We start from the raw sequence: 18,064 nt of genomic DNA on the forward strand, positions 1-18,064 counted from the left end.
CCTCTTGACTCTAAGGTCAGGGATCCGCGCGGCGATTTCAACCCCCTTTCTCGATAAATTTTTTGTAGCAATTGGGGCTGCTACGCAGCCCATCGGGGGGGGCCGTCAGAACGCCACCGACGTCTGCACGTACAACGTGCGCGGCTCACCCACGTACTTGCCCTTGTTGTTGTCATCGAACGAGCGCGTGTAGTACTCGCGATTGAACAGGTTCTTCACCCCCACCGCGACCTTCAGGTTCGACAACTGCGGCCCGAAGTCATAGGCCGCGCGGCTGCTCACCAGCATGTACCCCGGAATGCGTCCGGTGCTGCCGTCGGCGCTCTCGGCGTGGGTGTTGGCGTTGTCGGCGTACTGGCTGCTCTGGAAGCTGGCGTCCAGGTTCAACGCCCACGGCCCCTCGGTGTAACCGACGCCGAGGCTACCCTTGTGCCGCGACGAGAACGGCACTTGGTTGCCTTTGTTCGGCCCGTCCTCACGGATGCTCGCGTCGACGAAGGCATAGCTGGCATGCACGTCGAAGCCGGCCAGCGCCGGGCTCAGGCCATCGAGGGCATAGCGCACGCGGGTCTCCAGGCCTTGGTGGCGGGTCTCGCCGCGGGCGATCACCGAGTCGTTGGTCTGGTTGCTTTCGTACTGGTTGTCGAAGTTGATCAGGAACGCGCCCAGCTCGGCCTGCAGGTCGCCGTTGTCGTAGCGGGTGCCGACCTCCCAGGTGCGTGCCTTCTCGGGCTTGACCTCGCCACTGCTGACGCGGTTGGGCATCTGGCTGTACTGCACGCTGCCGAACGAGCCTTCGGTGTTGGCGTAGAGGTTCCAGGTGTCGGTCAGGTGGTACATCACGTTCAGCGCTGGCAGCGCGGTGTTGTAGCTGCCCTGGTAGCGCTCGCCGCTGAGCTTGTTGCCCTGCTCGGAGTCGATCATCTCGTAGCGGATGCCTGGGGTGATGGTCCAGCGGCCGATGTCGATGCGGTCGTCCAGGTAGATCGCGTGGGCTTCGGTGCTGCCGCGTGTGTCGCGGTCGTTGCGGCTGGCGGTGGTCGGCAGGTTGCCGGTGACCGGCTCGCGGAAGCGCAGCTCGTGGCCGGCCTCGTTGACGTAGCGGTAGCCGACGCCCAGCTCGTGCCAGCTGTCACCCAGCGCCAGGCCCTGGGAGAAGCGGGTCTCGATGCCGCGCACCCAGTATTCGCGTGGCGACAGCGAGACGAAGCTGCCCTGGTCGAGGTAACCGCTGCGCAGGGTCTTGGTGAAGAAGCTGTTGACGCTGAACTGGCGGTCGTCCTGCTTGTAGTCGTAGCCGACGTTGACCAGGGTGCGGCGGCCCCAGAACTTGTCCTTCGGGCGGGTGGACTGGTACGGGTCCTGGTCGAACGCGGCCTTGCTCAGGCCGCCGGGCATGTCGGCCTCGCCGTCGTAGTACTGGGCCATGGCATGCAGGCTGTTGGCTTCGTCCAGTTGCAGCTTGCCTTTGAGGATCAGGTCGTCGATCTGCGTGTCGCTGTGCTCGCGCCAGTCGCCGCCACGGGTGCCGGAATACAGCAGCGCGCCGCCCAGGCCGTTGGCGTTGGTGCCGCCGACCAGCAGGTTGGCGCTGTTCTTGATGCCATCATGGCTCGACGAGGGGCTGATCTGGTTCTGCATCGCCGCCTTGAAGGTCGCCTGCTCGGGGATGGCGCGGGTGACGAAGTTGACGATCCCGCCGACGTTCTGCGGGCCGTAGCGCACCGCGCCGCCGCCGCGCACCACATCGACCGCGTCCATGTTGCCCAGGCTGATCGGCGCCAGCGACAGTTGCGGCTGGCCGTAGGGCGCGAAGGGCACCGGGATGCCGTCCATCAGCACGGTGGAGCGCGAGGCCAGGCGCGGGTTGAGGCCGCGGATGCCGAAGTTCAGCGCCAGGTCGTGGCTGCCGGTGCCGTTGTTCTCCGGGGCGTTGACCCCGGGGATGCGGTTGAGCACTTCGCGCGCGGTGCTGGCGCCGCTGCGCTCGAAGTCTTCGCGGCGCACCACGTCGCGCGCGCCGGGGTGTTCGAAGACATTGTCCTGGCGCGCTTCGGCCAGCCAGTCGCCGACCACGGTGGAGGCGCCCAGCTCGATCGGGCCACTGTCGGCGGCGTTGGCCACCGGTTGCAGGCTGAAGGCGTTGTCGGCTTCCTGGTGGGCTTGCAGGCCACTGCCGCGCAGCAGGGCGTCGAGGCCCTGGCGCACGTCGTACTGGCCTTGCAGGCCAGGGCTGCGCAGGCCCTGGGTGAGCGGCGAGCCGAACGAGATCAGCGCGCCGCTCTCGCGGCCGAACTGGTTCAGGGCGTCTTCCAGGGTGCCGGCGGCGATCTGGTAGTCGCGCGGGGCCGCCTGGGCGGCGGGCAGGGTGAGGCTCAAGGTGGCGGCGAGCAGCAGGGCGAGGGGCGTGGGGCGCATGGGAGGTCCTGTGAGAAGGGGGTTCTGCCTTCTCTGTCACGCGAGGGGGCGGAAATGGCTCAGGGGGGTGAATTTTTTTGTATTTGCCGGCCCTATCCCACCCGCCCCTCGACCGTCACCCAATACCGGGTGAAGCGCCGCACCCGCACCGGCAACGCCACCTCCAGCATCTCCAAGATCCGCTCGCTGTCGTCCAACGGGTACGACCCGGAAATCCGCAAATCGGCCACCTGTTCGCTGCACCCCAGCTGCCCATGGCGGTAGCGCGACAGCTCCGCGAGGAAATCCGCCAGGCGCATCTGCGAGGCCACCAGCATGCCGTCCACCCAGGCCCCGCTGTTGCGGTCCAGCGGCGCGATGCCCTGCCAACCCCCCGCGAGCAACCGCGCCTGTTGCCCGGCCAGCAGCGCCTGGCCACCCAGCAGCGCATGGCCGCTGAACACCGAGACCTGGCTGAAACCGTCGAACTGGCGCACGTTGAAGCGCCCGCTCCCCAGGCTCACCGCCGCCTGCGCGGTGCGCAGCAGCAAAGGGCGCGGGTCGCGGGCGACATCCAGCAGCAGTTCGCCGTCGAGCAGGCGCACCTGGCGTTCGTGGCCGTCGAAGCGCACGTCGGCGGCGCTGCGGGTGTTCAGTTGCAGCAGGCTGCCGTCGTCCAGCGGCAGGCGCCGGCGTTGGCCCACCGGGCTGCGGTAGTCGGCCATCAGCCCCGGCAATGGGTTGTGCTGTTGCAGCCCAAGGCCGGTGGCGCTGGCCACGCCGACCAGCAGCAGGGCCTTGAGCGCCCGGCGTCGAGTCGGGGAGGGCGGCGCCTGCAAGGTGGCGTGCACCACGGGCGCGGTCGCCCCGCGCAGGCGCTGGTTGACCTGCTGAATGTGCGCCCAGGCGCGTTGGTGTTCGCCGTCGGCCAGCAGCCAGCGTTCCAGCGCTTGCTGCTGGGCCAGGTCGAAGCCCGCGCCCTGGGATTCGATCAACCAGTGCACGGCCTGCTCGGCCACCTGCGGGGAAAAGGTCGCGTTCACAGGGCGAAGTAGCAGCGCAGGGCCGCCTTGTGCAGGTAGCGCTTGACCGTCGCCAGCGAAATGCCCAGCTCACGGGCGATCTCGCCCTGGCCCAGGCCATCGACCTGGGCCAGCAGGAACGCGCGCTTGACCAGTGGCGGCAGGCCGTCGAGCAGGCGGTCGAGTTCGAGCAGGGTTTCGAAGATCAATGCCTTTTCCTCCTCGCTCGGCGCCATGTGCTCGGGCACCTGGGCCAGAGCCTCGAGGTAGGCGCGCTCCAGCGCCTGGCGGCGGAAGTGGTTGCACAGCACGCGCTTGGCGACGGTGGCGAGGAAAGCGCGCGGCTCGATCAACTGCGGCGCCTCGCGGGCCTGGAGCAGGCGCACATAGGTGTCCTGGGCCAGGTCGGCGGCGCTCTGCGGGCAGCCCAGGCGGCGGCGCAGCCAGCCGGTGAGCCAGGTGTGATGGGCGTGGTAGAGGCCTTCGACCGTGGAAGAGAGGGCGCTGGACACCGCTGCGACTCCGGCGCCTTGCGACGCAACTGGAAGTAAGAATTGTTCGCATTGTATTCAGGGTTGGGGTTTTGGGCAATCCGCGCCGCCGTCATCGCGGGGCGAAGGGCCTCCTCATCCAGCAGTCTTTGCTTATGAGAATTGAAATCATTAAGATTGCACCCCCATTCCTCCAGGACCGTCGCCATGAAACGCAACGCCGGCCTGCCCCTGAGCTACCGCCTGGCCGTCACTTCGCGCAGCCTGGCCGCGGTGCTGGGCGGCTACCTGCTGGCGTCCACCGCCAACGTCTGCATCAGCCTGCTGATGCCCGGCGAGCAGGTCGACGCGGCGCTCACCGGGATGATGCTGTCGTTCGTTTTCTACCTGCTCGCCTTCCTCTGGTGCTTCGCCTGCCGCAGCGCCTGGCGCGCCTGGCTCGGCGTGCTGCTGCCGAGCCTGGCGCTGGCGGCGCTCGGTGGCGCGGCCTATTGGATGAAGAACCCATGAAAGAGGGCTTCCGCCAGGCGATGGCCTGGTTGCACACCTGGACCGGCCTGATCTTCGGCTGGCTGCTGTTCGCCATCTTCCTCACCGGCACGCTGTCGTATTTCAAGGAAGAGATCACCCACTGGACCAAGCCGGAGATCCACAGCCACCCGCTCGACCAGGCCGCCAGCCTGGCCGCGGCGCAGCGCTTCCTGCAGGCCAACGCCGGCGATTCCAGCACCTGGTTCATCCGCCTGCCCAACGCGCGCGAGGCGGCGCTCAGCGTCGGCTGGCGCGACCCCGGCGGCGGAGGCCGGCGCGGCTTCACCAGCAAGGAGCTGGACGCGCGCAGCGGCGAGCCGGTCGAGGCCCGCGACAGCCGTGGCGGCGAGTTCTTCTACCGCTTCCACTTCCAGCTGGAGATGCCCTACCCGTGGGGCCGCTGGCTGACCACCCTGTGCGCCTTCATCATGCTGCTGGGGCTGGTCACCGGGATCATCACCCACAAGAAGTTCTTCAAGGAGTTCTTCACCTTCCGCCCCGGCAAGGGGCAGCGCTCCTGGCTCGACGGCCACAACGCGATCGGTGTGCTGGTGCTGCCGTTCCACCTGATGATCAGCTACAGCAGCCTGGTGCTGTTCATGTACCTGGTGATGCCGGCGGGCATCCTTGCCAGCTACGGCAGCCCCAACGGCTACTTCAACGACCTGTTCGGCCGCGACGACGCGCCCAAGGCGGCCGGTGTGGCCGCGCCGCTGGTGCCGCTGAACGGCCTCTACGCCAAGGTCCAGGAGCAGGCCCCCGGCGCGCGCATGGGCATCGTCCAGGTGCAGAACCCTGGCGACCAGAACGCCCGCGTCACCCTGACCCGCGCTTCGGCCGACAGCGTGGCGTACCGGCGCAGCGCCAACTGGACCTTCGACGGCGCCACGGGCGCGCTGTTGTCCCAGGGCGCCCCGGAGAGCGCGGCGATGATGACCTCGTTCACCTTCGCCGGCCTGCACATGGGCAACTTCGCCGGGCCCTGGCTGCGCTGGCTGTACTTCGTCTTTGGCCTGGCCGGCACGGCGGTGATCGGCACCGGGCTGGTGATGTGGCTGGGCAAGCGCCAGCTCAAGCATGCCAAGAGCGAGCGCCTGCCGGGTGAGCTGCGCCTGGTGGAGGTGCTCAACATCGTCAGCATGAGCGGCCTGCTGCTGGGCGTGGCGGCGTTCTTCTGGGCCAACCGGCTGCTGCCGGTGACGCTGCAAGGGCGCGCCGACTGGGAGATCAATGCGTTTTTCCTGGCCTGGGGGCTGGCCTTGCCGCATGCCGTGCTGCGCCCAGGCCGCCGCGCCTGGGGCGAGCAACTGGCGCTGGGCGCGCTGGCCTTCGCGCTGCTGCCGCTGCTCAACGCCCTCACCACCGGGCAGGGCCTGAACCATGCCATCGCCGCGGGTGACTGGGCCATGGCCGGCTTCGACCTCACCGCCCTGGCCACCGGGCTGTTCCTCGCCTGGGCGGCGGGCAAGATGCTGCGCGTGCCCAAGCCCGTGGCCAAGCGCGCACCCCGCGCGGCCAAGGCCGGCACTGACGCGCTGGAGGTGCACTGATGTTGAGCATCGCCTGGCTCACCTTCGCCGGGCTCGCCGCGTTGTGCCTGGCGATGGAGAAGCACTTCGTCGACCTGCTCGGGCGCAAGCCGCAGGGCCGACAACTGCACGTGCTGTGTGTCGCTGGCTGGACCCTGTTATCGCTGGCGCTGGTGCTCGCCGTGTACTGGCGCGGCCTGGCCCATGGGCTGGTGGAGTGGAGCGCGGTGCTGATGGCCGGGCTGACCCTCTGGGTGTTCGGCCTGCCGTACCTGCCGCGCGTGCTGATGGGCCTGGCGGCGGCGGGCCTGGTGCTGGCGCCGTTGTTGGCGGTGTTTGCCAGGTGAGCGAACCGGACGCCGACGAAGCCGGGGGCCGGGCGCGCTTCCTGCAGGTGTTCCTGGCCCAGCGCGGGCGCATGGAGGCGCTGGTCAGCCGCCGGGTCGGCTGCCGGGCCACCGCCTCGGACCTGGTGCAGGAACTGTTCCTGCGCTTCTGGCGCCGCCCGGCGGTCAAGGTCGAGGCGCTCGATACCTACCTGCTGCGCTGCGCCGGCAACCTGGCCATCGACCATTTGCGCAGCGAGGGCAGCCGTGGCCGCGTCGCCGAAGGCCTGGTGGTGACCGATGAACAAGCTCAAGCCCAGGCGCCGGAGCAGGCCCTGGAGGTCGACCATGACCTGCGCCGCATCGAAGCGGCGCTGCGCGCCTTGCCCGAGCGCACCCGGCAGATCTTCCTGCTCAACCGCATCCACGGCTGCACCTACGGCGAGATCGCCAAGGCCATGCAGCTGTCCCAGAGCAGCGTGGAAAAGCATATGATGCGCGCCCTCGAAGCGTGCAAGGCGAGTGTCGCCGAACCCGCGACCCCATTGCGCAGGCCCGGGAGCGACCGTCGATGAGCCATTCCACCGCGATCACCGCCGAACAGTCGCGCGCGGCGTTGGCCTGGCTGGGCCGCATCAACGAACGCCCGGCCGAGGCCGAGAGCGCCGCGTTCAAGCGCTGGCTGCTGGCCGACCCCGCGCACCGCGAGGCCTACGCCGAGGCCCAGGCCCTGTGGCGCCTGACCCACGCCCCGGCCTCCCGCCTGGCCGAAGAAGAACACGCCAACCTTGCCCAGTACCTGCACGCCATCCAGCGCCCGCGCCGCCGCTGGCGGCAACGCGGGGGCGCCCTGGCTGCGGCGGCGTGCCTGGTACTGGCGCTGGGCAGCCTGGGCGGCTGGCAGCCGCAGGCCTGGTGGCAGGACCTGCGCGCCGACTACCACAGCGCCGAGCACATCACCCAGGTGACCCTGGCCGACCAATCGCGCCTGACCCTCGATGCCGGCAGCGCCGTGAGCGTCGACTTCGACCATGGCGAGCGCCGCGTGCGCCTGCTGCGCGGCGCGGCATTCTTCGAGGTGACTCACACTGGCGCGCCGTTCCGGGTGGAGGCTGGCGGCGGTGAGGTGCGGGTGCTGGGCACCCAGTTCGAGGTGCGCGGGCAGGGCGAGGGTGCCAAGGTCACCGTGCGCAGCGGCCGGGTGGCGGTGAGCGCCGCACCGGGCCAGGCCCCCCGCGAACTGACCGCCAACCAGCAGGTGGCCTACGCCGAGGGCTTGGTCGGGGACGTGCAGGCGGTGGACAGCGACGTCCGCCTGGCCTGGCGCCAGGGCTGGCTGAACTACTACCAGGTGCCGCTGGCGCAGGTAGTGGATGACCTGCGCCGGTATTACCCGGGGCGCATCGTGCTGCTCGACGATGAGCTGGGGCAGCGGCGGGTCAGTGGCAGTTTCCCGGTGGAGGAGCCGCTGGCGGCGCTGGACTCGTTGGGCAAGGTGCTGGGGTTCTCGCGGCAGACGCTGTTGGGGCGGTTGACGGTTTTGCGTTGAGCGCAGCGGCTCCGCGATACGGCCCCACCCGAAAAACCTGGATTATTTTCACAACCCGGATGAGGTAACAGGACGTGGCATCCGTGTACTGAGTGGAAGTGCGATTCATTCGCAAAAATCACCCCTCACAGGTCCTGCGTCCATGAAGTTCACCCCGCGTTGTGTTCCCCTCTGGCTCGGTCTCTCTACCTTGTCCGCCATGGTGCTGCCAGCTTTGGCCAGCGCCGCCGAGCAGGTCCGGGTCTACACCTTCGCCCAGCCCAGCCAGCCGCTGGCCCAGGCGCTCAACGCCTTCACCCGCACCACCGGCCAGAGCGTGGTCTACACCCTGGAGCTGCCCACCCGGCAAGCCCCCGCGCTCAATGGCGCGTTCAGCGCCGAGCAGGCGCTGCAACAGCTGCTGGGCGACTCGGGCCTGGCCTGGCGCCGGCTCGACGCCCGCACCCTGACCCTCGAGGCAGTGGACACTGCCGGCGCGCTGAACCTGCAAGCCACCACCATCAGCTCGCAGATGGACGCCTACAGCTACCAGCCCCCCGCCAGCGCCTCGATCATGCGCGGCCAAGGCGCCAACCAGGACATTCCCCAGGCGATCAACGTGGTGCCGGCCCAGGTGATCCGCGACCAGGCCCCGCGCAACCTCGATGATGCCCTGGCCAACGTCAGCGGCATCACCCAGGGCAACAACTTCGGTGGCACCTCGGACACCGTGATGAAGCGCGGTTTCGGCGACAACCGCGACGGCTCGATCATGCGCGACGGCATGCCGCTGGTGCAGGGGCGCGCGCTGAACGCCAGCACCGAGCGGGTCGAGGTGCTCAAGGGCCCGGCCTCGCTGTTGTACGGCATCCAGGACCCCGGCGGGGTGATCAACGTGGTCGGCAAGCGCCCGCAACTGACCCCCTACAACGCCCTGACCCTGCGCGGCTCGACCTACGGCAGCGGCAAGAACGGCAGTGGCGGCGGCTTCGACAGCACTGGCTCGCTGGGCGAGAGCAACCTGGCCTACCGGCTGATCGTCGACCACGAGGACGAGGACTACTGGCGCAACTACGGCGTGCACCGCGAATCGCTGGTGACGCCGTCGCTGGCCTGGTTCGGCGAAGACACCCAGGTGCTGCTGGCCTACGAGCACCGTGAATTCCTCTACCCGTTCGACCGCGGCACGGCGATCAGCAACCGCACCAACCACCCGCTGGACATCCCCGCCACCCGCCGCCTCGACGAGCCCTTCAACGACATGGAAGGGCGCTCGGACCTGTACCGCCTGGAGGTCGACCACCAGCTCGCCGATGACTGGAAAGTGCACTTCGGCTACAGCTTCAACCGCGAAACCTACGACGCCAGCCAAGTGCGGGTGACCGGTGTGAACGATGCGCGCGGCACCCTGACCCGCAGCATCGACGGCACCCATGGCTCGCTCAGCCGCGACCAGTACGCCACCCTGAGCCTGACTGGCAACGTGCAACTGGCGGGCCTGCAGCACGACCTGCTGCTCGGCGTCGACCACGAAGACCGCAAGATCTACCGCGCCGACCTGATCCGCCAGGCCAGCCGCTCGACCTTCAGCTACGTGAACCCGGCCTACGGCCTGGAGACCGAAGGCAGCACGGTGCGCTCTAGCGATAGTGCCCAGACCGACAAGCTGCGCACCGACTCGCTGTTCTTCCAGGATGCCGTGCACCTGGACGAGCACTGGATTCTGGTGGCCGGCGCGCGCCTGCAGCAGTACGACCAGTACGCCGGTCGCGGCCGCCCGTTCACCGCCAACACCGACACCGCCGACCAGGCGTGGGTGCCGCATGCCGGGGTGGTGTACAAGGTCGACGAGCAGTTGTCGTTCTATGGCAGCTACAGCGAGTCGTTCAAGCCCAATTCCAGTATCGCGCCGTTGACCGGCGGCCTGGTGCTGGATTCGTCCATCGCGCCGGAGGAGGGCAAGTCTTGGGAGATCGGTGCCAAGCTCGACATCCCGGGCCGCCTCACCGGCACCCTGGCGTTGTTCGACATCACCAAGCAGAACGTGCTGGTGGCCAACTTCGACACCCGCACCGGTGAGACGTTGTACAGCAACGCCGGCGAAGTCAGCTCGCGTGGCGTCGAGCTGGACCTCGCCGGCCAGCTCAGCGAGCGCTGGAGCCTGATTGGCAGCTACGCCTTCACCGACGCCGAAGTGACCAAGGACCCCGACCTCAAGGGCAACCGCCTGCAGAACGTGGCACGGCACAGCGGCTCGCTGTCGGCGGTGTACGACTACGGCAGCCTGTTCGGCGGCGACCGCCTGCGCCTGGGCGCAGGCGCGCGCTATGTGGGGGAGCGCGCGGGCAACCCGACCAACGACTTCGACCTGCCGGCGTATACCGTGGCGGATGCGTTCGCCAGCTATGAAACCAAGCTGGACGAACACAAGGTGCGCCTTCAGTTGAACGTGAAGAACCTGTTCGACAAGGTGTACTACAGCTCGGCGGTGAACCGGTATTTCGTGGCCATCGGCGATGCGCGGCAGGTGAGTTTGTCGAGTACCTTCGAGTTCTGAGTCGGCGATAGGCACAGCATCGACTCCACTTCACTACTGGCAGTTTGCTAGAGTGCCGCCACCTAAAAGGAGGTCACTCATGCGAAGGACGTTCTATGCAAGCCTGTTGCTCATGGCCCTGGCCGGTTGCGGCGACAATGGCAACGCCGCTCCCCCGCCAGGCAACGAGCCCCAGATGCAAGGCTTGCGGCTGGGCATGGACGAAGTCGAGACCAAGCGCACGCTCAACCGTATCTGTTTCGACTGCCCGATCGACAAGGAAGAACGCAGCGAGCACAGCATCTTCAACCAGCGCTACACCCAATGGGTCGAGAACAGCGGGCGGCAAGGCCAGTGGGAGGCCGACCAGCTCAAGCGGGTGAACATGACCCAAGCCTGGCTGGCGTTGCAAACCACGGCGACCCCGGACGGCAAGCTGTTCAGCATCGCTGAGATCTATTCGGGCAGCGAGACCACTGCCAAGCAGTTTCTGGACTGGAAGCTGGCCGAGATGGACGGCAAGCCCGTCGAGGGCAGCCTGCCCGGCGAGAAGGGCAACGACCCCGTGCGCTACTGGATGTGGGGCGAAAACGACAAGCCGGTGTGGAGCTACTTGAAGCAGCCCGGGCAGGGTCGCCAGTACCTGGTGGTGATGATCCCCGGCGCCTGGACCACGGAGGTCAAGGCGATCTACATCGACTTCGACCTCTACAACGCCAGTCGCAAAGCCACCCCGTGACCACCCAGCGCCTGGCGATACTCGCCGGGCGTCGCGCCCATCGCCTGGCGGAAGCGATTGCTGAAATGGCTGGCGCTGGCGAACCCGCACAGCAGCGCCACCTGCCCTAACGGCAGCCCGCCTTCGCGCAGCAACCGGCACGCCAGGTGCAGCCGCCGCGCCAGCAGGTACTGGTGCGGCGGCAGGCCGAAGCTGGCGCGGAACATGCGCGCGAAGTGGTATTCGGAGAGGTTGCAGCGCAACGCCAGCTCGCCCAGGGTCAACGGCTGGTCGAGGTGGGCCTCGATGTAGTCGACCAGCAGACGGCGCTGGTGCGGGGCCAGGCCACCCTTGAGTTTCAGGCCCTGGCGCAGGCCCATCTGGCTGAGCACGGCGTGGTCGATGATGGTGTGCGCCAGGCTGCTGGCCAGCAGCCGCTCGGCGGGCTCGTCCCAATCCAGCGTGACCAGTTGGCGGAAGCGCCGGGCTTGTTGCGGGTCATCGAGGAAGGTCGCCTCCTGCAACTGCATCTCGCGTGGCTCGCGGTCGAGCAGGCGGATGCAGCCGAGGGCGAACTGTTCCTCGCTGATGTACAAGTGCGCCAGGCGGATTTCGCCGTTGACCACCCAGTTCGACTCCTGGCCCGCCGGCATGATGCACAGTTTGTCCGGCGCGCCTTTGTCGGCCGGGCGCTGGCGGCGAAAGGTGCCGGTGCCGTCGGCGATGTAGCACGACAGGGTGTGGTGGCTGGGCGCGTGGTAGTCGCGTGCGTCGTCGCGGTTGCTCCACAACGCCGCGGCCAGGCCGTCGCCCAGGTGCGCGCTCAGCTCCAGCCGGGCGTTGGGCGAGGCGTTCATGGCGTTGAACACTTGCAACTGGGTCAGTGGGGTCATGGGCGGGTCCTCATGGCGCCATCGTACTGCGGCCGCGCGGGGTTGGCAGCGGGGGGCGATGAAAAAGCGCAAGTTTGTGCAAGCGCGGTCTGGGATGGGGTGGGAGGCTGGTGCGGTGTACGGCGCATCGCGATGCGGCCGGCTCCGATTTCGACCCCACCGAGGCCAGCCCCCATGAACCTCTCGCTCTACCTGCTCACCGTGCTCATCTGGGGCACCACCTGGATCGCCCTGAAGCTGCAACTGGGCGTGGTCGCGATCCCGGTGTCGATCGTCTACCGCTTCGCCCTGGCCGGGCTGATCCTGTTCGCCATCCTGCTGCTCAGCCGCCGCCTGCAACCCATGGGCCGGCGTGGCCACCTGGTGTGCCTGGCCCAGGGCTTTTGCCTGTTCTGCGTCAACTTCATGTGCTTCCTCACCGCCAGCCAGTGGGTCGCCACCGGGCTGATCGCCGTGGTGTTCTCCACCGCGACCCTGTGGAACGCCCTCAACGCGCGGATCTTCTTCGGCCAGAAGATCGCCGGCAACGTGCTGGCCGGCGGCGCCCTCGGCCTGCTGGGCCTGGGGCTGCTGTTCTGGCCCGAGCTGTCGCACCATGCCGCCAGCCGCGAAACCTTGCTCGGCCTGGGCCTGGCGTTGCTCGGCACCTTGTGTTTCTCGGCCGGCAACATGCTCTCGAGCGTGCAGCAGAAGGCCGGGCTCAAGCCGATGACCACCAATGCCTGGGGCATGGTGTATGGCGCGAGCATGCTGGCGGCGTACTGCGTGGTCAGTGGCATTCCCTTCGCCATGGAGTGGAACGCGCGCTACATCGGGTCGTTGCTGTACCTGGTGATCCCCGGCTCGGTGATCGGCTTCACCGCCTACCTGACCCTGGTGGGCCGCATGGGGCCGGAGCGGGCGGCGTACTGCACGGTGCTGTTCCCGCTGGTGGCGCTGAACGTTTCGGCGGTTGCCGAAGGCTACCAGTGGACGACGCCGGCGCTGTTGGGGCTGGTGGCGGTGATGGCGGGCAACGTGCTGGTGTTCCGCAAGCCGAAGGTGAAGGCTGTGGCGGGGGGGATGGCGTTGCGTTGACGGCGGCGACTCAGCGGGTGCGGTGAAACCCCCGCGACCGCCCGACTGTCTACACTAGGCCAGACCATCCCCGCACCTGGGCAGGCCATGCCACCGTCGGATCATCCCTTGTCATACCGTCATGTGCAGGTAGCTTGCCTGCTGGCTGTCGCCGTGCACCTATTGCCACTGCTGCTGGCCGACTACTTCTACATGGACGATAGCTGGCGCGCGCAACTGGCCGGCAACGCCTGGGCCGGCGAAGGCCGTGTACTGAACGACTGGTTCTATGCGGCCCTCGGCTTCAGCGCCAGCGCACCCAACCTGTTTCCCCTGCCACTGCTGCTGGCCGCCATCGCCTCGGCGCTGGCCCTGGCGCGGCTGGCGCGCCACTACTTCGCCGTGCCCAGCGTCGGCGCACTGCTGGTGGTGCTGCCATTGTGGTTCAACCCCTATTTCCTGCAGAACCTGTCGTACCAGTACGATGGGCCGACCATGGCCCTGGCGCTGGCCGCCTGCGTGCTGGCCATCACCCTTGAACCTCGGCATGCGCGCGCGCTGGCGGGCGGTGCGTTGCTGGTGGCGGTGGCGATGGCGTTCTACCAGGTCAGCCTGAACGTGTTTGCCGGGCTGTGCTGTGTCGAGGTGCTGCGCCAAGTGCTGGCTGGCAATGGCTTTCGCCAGGTCGGCTGGCAGGCGCTGGGGCGGCTGGGGCAGTTGCTCGGCGGCTGCCTGTTGTACTTCCTGAGCGCCTACCAGTTGATGACCCCGCTGCGCCAGGGGCTGTTGCCATTCGACGCGCACTGGCCGGCGACCGTCGGCCAGCGCCTGGGGTTGATCGCCGAGCGCGTGGGCCTGCTGCTGACCCCGGCGACCGGCACGCTGGCCGCCGTGCTACTGGCCCTGGCGCTGGCCGCCCTGGCCTTGGCGGCCTGGCGTGTGGCGCGCGGCCCGGCGTCGCTGCCCGCGCGGCTGGGCCTGCTGCTGGCGTTGTGGTTGCCGCTGCCGCTGGTAGTGCTGCTGGTGCCGGGGTTGACCTTGCTGTTCAGCGACTTCAACGACGGCGCCCGCACCTTGATGGGGCTTGGCGTACTGCTCCTGCTGCTGGCGCTGCTCGCCCATGATCTGCTCCGGCGCCTGCGCCTGGGCTGGCTGCTGGTGGTCCCGCTGCTGTGCATGCTGTCGTTCGCCTATGCCTATGGCCGGGTACTGGTGGTGCAGAAAGAACTGCACCAGGCGGTGACCTTCACCCTGGCCCACGACATCGCCGCCGACCCGCGACTGGCTGCGGCGCGGCGCTACTACGTGCTCGACATCGGCTCCAGTGGCCAGTGGCTGCCCGCTGCCCAAGGCTCCTACACGGCCATGCCGGCACTGCGCTACGTGCTCAACATCAACTACCTGCTGCTGCCGGAGATGATGCCGCGTGTGGGCCTGAGCAACTTCGGCTCGCACCCGCCGCTGGACCGCCAGCAGGTGCTGGCGCGCAGCCCGCAGCCGCTGGCACGGGGCAAGTTCTATGCGATCCATCTGGTCGATGACGTGGCCTATGTGCTGATGCGCACGCCCCAGGACCCGGAGGGCTTCAGCTGGTGACGCCGCGCCGCTTCATTCGCTATGGCCTGGTGGGGCTGGGCAACACCCTGGCGCACTGGCTGGTGTTCTTTCTCCTGCACCTGGGGCTGGGGTTGCGCCAGGCCCTGAGCAACCTGCTGGCCTTCGCCGTTGCGGCGAGCTTGTCGTACTACGTCAACGCCCACTTCACTTTCGGTATTCGTCCGAGCGGGCGGCGCTATCTGTTGTTCCTGCTTGGCATGGGGGTGTTGAGCCTGGTGCTGGGTGGCGTTTCCGACTGGGTTCGCCTGTCACCCTGGCTGACCCTGTTGAGCTTTTCCACGCTTAGCCTGGTCGTAGGCTACAGCTACTCGCGCCGCGTGGTCTTCAGACGGAGGAAGCCATGAACATCACCTTGATCGTGCCCGTGTACAACGAGCAGGACACCGTCGAGCGCTTCTACCGCACCGTACGCGCAGACCCTACGCTGCAAGGTATGACGGTGGAGATCCTGTTCGTCAACGACGGCAGCAGCGACGCCACCGAGACGATCTGCGCGGCCCTGGCGCAGCGCGACGAGTGGGTCACGGTGATCAATTTCTCACGCAATTTCGGCAAGGAGTCGGCGCTGTTCGCCGGCCTGGAGTACGCCGACGGTGACGCCATGGTGCCGATCGACGTCGACCTGCAAGACCCCATCGAGCTGATCGCGCAGATGGTCGAGCGCTGGCAGCAGGGCGCCGACGTGGTCCTGGCCAAGCGCCGCAGCCGCGCCGCCGACACCCCGCTCAAGCGCTGGAGCGCGCGCCTGTACTACCGCCTGCACAACCGTATCGCCTCGACCCATATCGAGGAGAACGTCGGCGACTTCCGCCTGCTCGACCGCAAGGTGGTCGCGGCGATCCGCCAGTTGCCGGAGCAGCAACTGTTCATGAAAGGGGTGTTGTCGTGGGTCGGCTTTCGCACCGAGATCATCGAATACGACCGCCCGCAGCGGGTCGCGGGGGAGAGCAAGTTCGGCTTCTGGCGCCTGTGGAACCTGGCGCTGGACGGCATCACCTCGTTCAGCACCGTGCCGTTGCGGCTCTGGACCTACATTGGCGGTGGCGTGTCGTTGTTCGCCCTGGCCTTCGCGGTGTACATGGTGATCGACAAGCTGCTGTGGGGCACCGATGTGCCGGGGTACCCGTCGTTGATGACGGCGATCCTGTTCCTCGGTGGCGTACAGTTGATCGGCATCGGCATCCTGGGGGAGTACGTGGGGCGTATCTACCAGGAGACCAAGCACCGGCCGCGCTACGTGGTGCGCAAGGTGCTGGGCAGGCGGCGGCAACCGAGGTAAAGCCATCGCTGGTATAGCCCGCTTCTACAGGTTCACCGCTGGCCCTAAAACCGCGGGGTACCTGTGGCAGCGGGCTTGCCCGCGATAAGGCCGGTACAGCCCCTCACTGCATCAGTGTTTCCACACCTGCGGGTTCACCAGGTCTCGCGGCCGCTCGCCCAGCAGCGCCGCGCGCAGGTTGTCCAGCGCCCGGTTGGCCATGGCTTCGCGCGTTTCTGCGGTGGCCGAGCCGATGTGCGGCAGGGTCAGGGCGTTGGGCAGCGCGAACAGTGGCGATTCGCGCAACGGCTCCTTCTCGTACACGTCCAGCCCCGCGCCACGAATGGTGTTGTTCTGCAGCGCCTCGACCAACGCCGCCTCGTCCACCACCGGCCCACGGGAAATGTTGATCAGGAACGCGCTGGGCTTCATCAGCTTCAGCTCGCGCGCGCCGATCAGCTTGCGCGTGGCGTCCGACAGCGGCACCACCAGCACCACGAAATCCGACTCGGCCAGCAGTTGCTCCAGGCTGCGGAACTGCGCGCCCAGTTCTTGTTCCAGCGCGGTCTTGCGGCTGTTGCCGCTGTACAGCACGTTCATGTTGAAGCCCAGGCGGCCACGGCGGGCCACGGCTGCGCCGATGTTGCCCAGGCCGACGATGCCCAGGGTCTTGCCGTGCACGTCCATGCCGAAGTGCGCCGGGCCGACGGTGGCCTGCCATTGGCCGGCCTTGGTCCAGGCGTCGAGCTCGGCGGTGCGGCGGGCGCAGCCCATGACCAGGGCGAAGCCCAGGTCGGCGGTGCTTTCGGTGAGCACGTCGGGGGTGTTGGTCAGGGCGATGCCGCGTTCGTTGAAGTAGGCCAGGTCGTAGTTGTCGTAGCCGACCGAGACGCTGGAGACCACCTCGAGCTTGGCTGCGCCTTCGAGCTGCGCGCGGCCCAGCTTGCGACCGACGCCGATCAGGCCGTGGGCCTCGGGCAGGGCTTCGTTGAACTGGGCGTTGATGTCGCCAAGCTTGGGGTTGGGGAGGATCACGTTGAAGTCTTGCTGCAGGCGCTCGGCCATGGCCGGGGTGATGCGGCTGAAGGCCAGGACGGTCTTTTTCATCGGGCTACTTCTCTGTGCGGCGGTCGGGGGTGGGCAGGTCTGGCGCTATCGTGGGGCGTCAATGGTTAGCAACCTACCATCTTCAGGTCGCCACCAGCAATTCATGGGTCTTGAGGTCCGCCTCATGCGCGGCGAGGATCTCCGGCAGCGAATTGCGCAGGTACTCGACCCAGGTCTTGATCTTCGCATCCAGGTACTGGCGCGACGGGTAGATGGCGTACAGGTTCAGCTCCTGCAGGCGGTAGTCGGGCATCACCCGCACCAGGCTGCCGTCGCGCAGGCCGTCGATGGCCGAGTAGATCGGCAGCACGCCCACGCCCATGCCGCTGCGGATCGCGGTCTTCATGGCGTCGGCGGAATTCACCTGGAACGGCGAGCTGGTGATGTTGACCACCTCCTGGCCCTCCGGGCCGTCGAACAGCCATTTCTCCAGCGGGATCACCGGGCTGACCATGCGCAGGCAGGCGTGCTTGAGCAGGTCGGCGGGTTTTTGCGCGATGCCATGCTGGGCCACGTAGTCGGGGGAGGCGCAGACGATGCTGTAGGTGATGCCCAGGCGCTGGGAGACGAAACCCGAGTCGGGCAGTTCGCTGGCCAGCACGATGGACACGTCGTAGCCCTCGTCGAGCAGGTCCGGCACGCGGTTGGCCATGGTCAGGTCGAAGGTCACGTCCGGGTGGGTCTGGCGGTAGCGGGCGATGGCGTCGACCACGAAATGCTGGCCCACGCCGGTCATCGAATGCACCTTCAACTGCCCGGCGGGGCGGGCGTGGGCATCGCTGGCCTCGGCCTCGGCTTCCTCGACGTAGGTGAGTATCTGCTCGCAACGCATCAGGTAGCGCTTGCCCGCCTCGGTCAGGGCGATGCGCCGGGTGGTGCGGTTGAGCAGGCGGGTTTGCAGATGGGCTTCCAGGTTGGAGACCGCCCGCGACACGTTCGCGGTGGTGGTGTCCAGTTGCGCTGCGGCGGCGGTGAAGCTGCCGAGCTGGGCCACGCAACTGAAAGCACGCATGTTTTGCAGGGTGTCCATGGGTCACTCTCGATGTAGAGGACGA

17 protein-coding genes are annotated in these 18,064 nt (G+C 67.7%); 11 read left to right on the forward strand and 6 right to left on the reverse strand.

Annotation, left to right across the window (positions count from 1 at the left end; translation table 11 throughout):
- Positions 1 to 105: 105 nt before the first annotated feature.
- The 3 genes from fecA to P0Y43_RS19250 all read right to left on the reverse strand — a co-directional run bounded on the left by fecA (position 106) and on the right by P0Y43_RS19250 (position 3,931).
- The gene (gene fecA / locus P0Y43_RS19240; RefSeq protein WP_275638845.1) at positions 106 to 2,418 is read right to left on the reverse strand and encodes a TonB-dependent Fe(3+) dicitrate receptor FecA; all 2,313 of its coding nucleotides are present in this window, start codon (positions 2,416 to 2,418) and stop codon (positions 106 to 108) included.
- 92 nt (positions 2,419 to 2,510) lie between these two features.
- Positions 2,511 to 3,440: a FecR domain-containing protein gene (locus P0Y43_RS19245; protein WP_275638846.1), complete on the reverse strand. Its 930-nt coding sequence runs from the start codon at positions 3,438 to 3,440 to the stop codon at positions 2,511 to 2,513.
- The gene (locus tag P0Y43_RS19250; protein ID WP_275638847.1) at positions 3,437 to 3,931 is read right to left on the reverse strand and encodes a sigma-70 family RNA polymerase sigma factor; all 495 of its coding nucleotides are present in this window, start codon (positions 3,929 to 3,931) and stop codon (positions 3,437 to 3,439) included. The genes P0Y43_RS19245 and P0Y43_RS19250 overlap by 4 nt, the downstream gene beginning before the upstream one ends.
- A 186-nt stretch (positions 3,932 to 4,117) precedes the next feature.
- On the opposite strand from P0Y43_RS19250, the gene P0Y43_RS19255 reads away from it, so the two are divergent.
- From P0Y43_RS19255 to P0Y43_RS19285, 7 genes are all read left to right on the forward strand, one after another.
- On the forward strand, positions 4,118 to 4,420 hold the full coding sequence (locus tag P0Y43_RS19255) for a DUF3649 domain-containing protein (protein WP_275638848.1): 303 nt from the start codon (positions 4,118 to 4,120) through the stop codon (positions 4,418 to 4,420).
- Positions 4,417 to 5,991 carry a PepSY-associated TM helix domain-containing protein gene (locus tag P0Y43_RS19260; protein ID WP_275638849.1) on the forward strand — a complete coding sequence of 525 codons (1,575 nt, stop codon included), beginning with the start codon at positions 4,417 to 4,419 and terminating at the stop codon, positions 5,989 to 5,991. The genes P0Y43_RS19255 and P0Y43_RS19260 overlap by 4 nt, the downstream gene beginning before the upstream one ends.
- Positions 5,991 to 6,317 carry a DUF3325 domain-containing protein gene (locus P0Y43_RS19265; RefSeq protein WP_275638850.1) on the forward strand — a complete coding sequence of 109 codons (327 nt, stop codon included), beginning with the start codon at positions 5,991 to 5,993 and terminating at the stop codon, positions 6,315 to 6,317. The genes P0Y43_RS19260 and P0Y43_RS19265 overlap by 1 nt, the downstream gene beginning before the upstream one ends.
- Positions 6,314 to 6,871 carry an RNA polymerase sigma factor gene (locus tag P0Y43_RS19270; RefSeq protein ID WP_275638851.1) on the forward strand — a complete coding sequence of 186 codons (558 nt, stop codon included), beginning with the start codon at positions 6,314 to 6,316 and terminating at the stop codon, positions 6,869 to 6,871. Before P0Y43_RS19265 ends, P0Y43_RS19270 begins: the two co-directional genes overlap by 4 nt.
- Positions 6,868 to 7,845, forward strand: a complete 978-nt coding sequence (locus P0Y43_RS19275; RefSeq protein ID WP_275638852.1) for a FecR family protein — start codon at positions 6,868 to 6,870, stop codon at positions 7,843 to 7,845. The genes P0Y43_RS19270 and P0Y43_RS19275 overlap by 4 nt, the downstream gene beginning before the upstream one ends.
- Positions 7,846 to 7,987: 142 nt before the next feature.
- Positions 7,988 to 10,381: a TonB-dependent siderophore receptor gene (locus P0Y43_RS19280; protein ID WP_275638853.1), complete on the forward strand. Its 2,394-nt coding sequence runs from the start codon at positions 7,988 to 7,990 to the stop codon at positions 10,379 to 10,381.
- A 79-nt stretch (positions 10,382 to 10,460) separates the two neighbouring features.
- Positions 10,461 to 11,099 carry a hypothetical protein gene (locus P0Y43_RS19285; RefSeq protein WP_275638854.1) on the forward strand — a complete coding sequence of 213 codons (639 nt, stop codon included), beginning with the start codon at positions 10,461 to 10,463 and terminating at the stop codon, positions 11,097 to 11,099.
- Here the strand turns inward: P0Y43_RS19285 and P0Y43_RS19290 are convergent.
- The gene (locus tag P0Y43_RS19290; protein WP_275638855.1) at positions 11,069 to 11,971 is read right to left on the reverse strand and encodes a helix-turn-helix domain-containing protein; all 903 of its coding nucleotides are present in this window, start codon (positions 11,969 to 11,971) and stop codon (positions 11,069 to 11,071) included. The genes P0Y43_RS19285 and P0Y43_RS19290 overlap by 31 nt on opposite strands.
- 174 nt (positions 11,972 to 12,145) lie before the next feature.
- On the opposite strand from P0Y43_RS19290, the gene P0Y43_RS19295 reads away from it, so the two are divergent.
- The 4 genes from P0Y43_RS19295 to P0Y43_RS19310 all read left to right on the forward strand — a co-directional run bounded on the left by P0Y43_RS19295 (position 12,146) and on the right by P0Y43_RS19310 (position 15,923).
- Positions 12,146 to 13,048, forward strand: coding sequence for a DMT family transporter (locus P0Y43_RS19295; protein WP_275638856.1), 903 nt, complete (start codon positions 12,146 to 12,148; stop codon positions 13,046 to 13,048).
- Positions 13,049 to 13,156: 108 nt separating this feature from the next.
- Positions 13,157 to 14,623: a glucosyltransferase domain-containing protein gene (locus P0Y43_RS19300; RefSeq protein ID WP_275638857.1), complete on the forward strand. Its 1,467-nt coding sequence runs from the start codon at positions 13,157 to 13,159 to the stop codon at positions 14,621 to 14,623.
- Positions 14,620 to 14,988, forward strand: a complete 369-nt coding sequence (locus P0Y43_RS19305) for a GtrA family protein (RefSeq protein WP_345774572.1) — start codon at positions 14,620 to 14,622, stop codon at positions 14,986 to 14,988. The genes P0Y43_RS19300 and P0Y43_RS19305 overlap by 4 nt, the downstream gene beginning before the upstream one ends.
- Complete coding sequence (locus P0Y43_RS19310) at positions 14,985 to 15,923, forward strand: glycosyltransferase family 2 protein (protein ID WP_275638858.1); 939 nt, start codon at positions 14,985 to 14,987, stop codon at positions 15,921 to 15,923. The genes P0Y43_RS19305 and P0Y43_RS19310 overlap by 4 nt, the downstream gene beginning before the upstream one ends.
- A 111-nt stretch (positions 15,924 to 16,034) precedes the next feature.
- Here the strand turns inward: P0Y43_RS19310 and P0Y43_RS19315 are convergent, their stop codons facing one another.
- Complete coding sequence (locus P0Y43_RS19315; protein WP_275638859.1) at positions 16,035 to 17,009, reverse strand: 2-hydroxyacid dehydrogenase; 975 nt, start codon at positions 17,007 to 17,009, stop codon at positions 16,035 to 16,037.
- A gap of 82 nt (positions 17,010 to 17,091) precedes the next feature.
- Positions 17,092 to 18,039: a LysR family transcriptional regulator gene (locus P0Y43_RS19320; RefSeq protein WP_275638860.1), complete on the reverse strand. Its 948-nt coding sequence runs from the start codon at positions 18,037 to 18,039 to the stop codon at positions 17,092 to 17,094.
- Positions 18,040 to 18,064: the final 25 nt, after the last annotated feature.

The organism is Pseudomonas entomophila (assembly GCF_029193575.1).
Lineage (GTDB): Bacteria > Pseudomonadota > Gammaproteobacteria > Pseudomonadales > Pseudomonadaceae > Aquipseudomonas > Aquipseudomonas entomophila_G.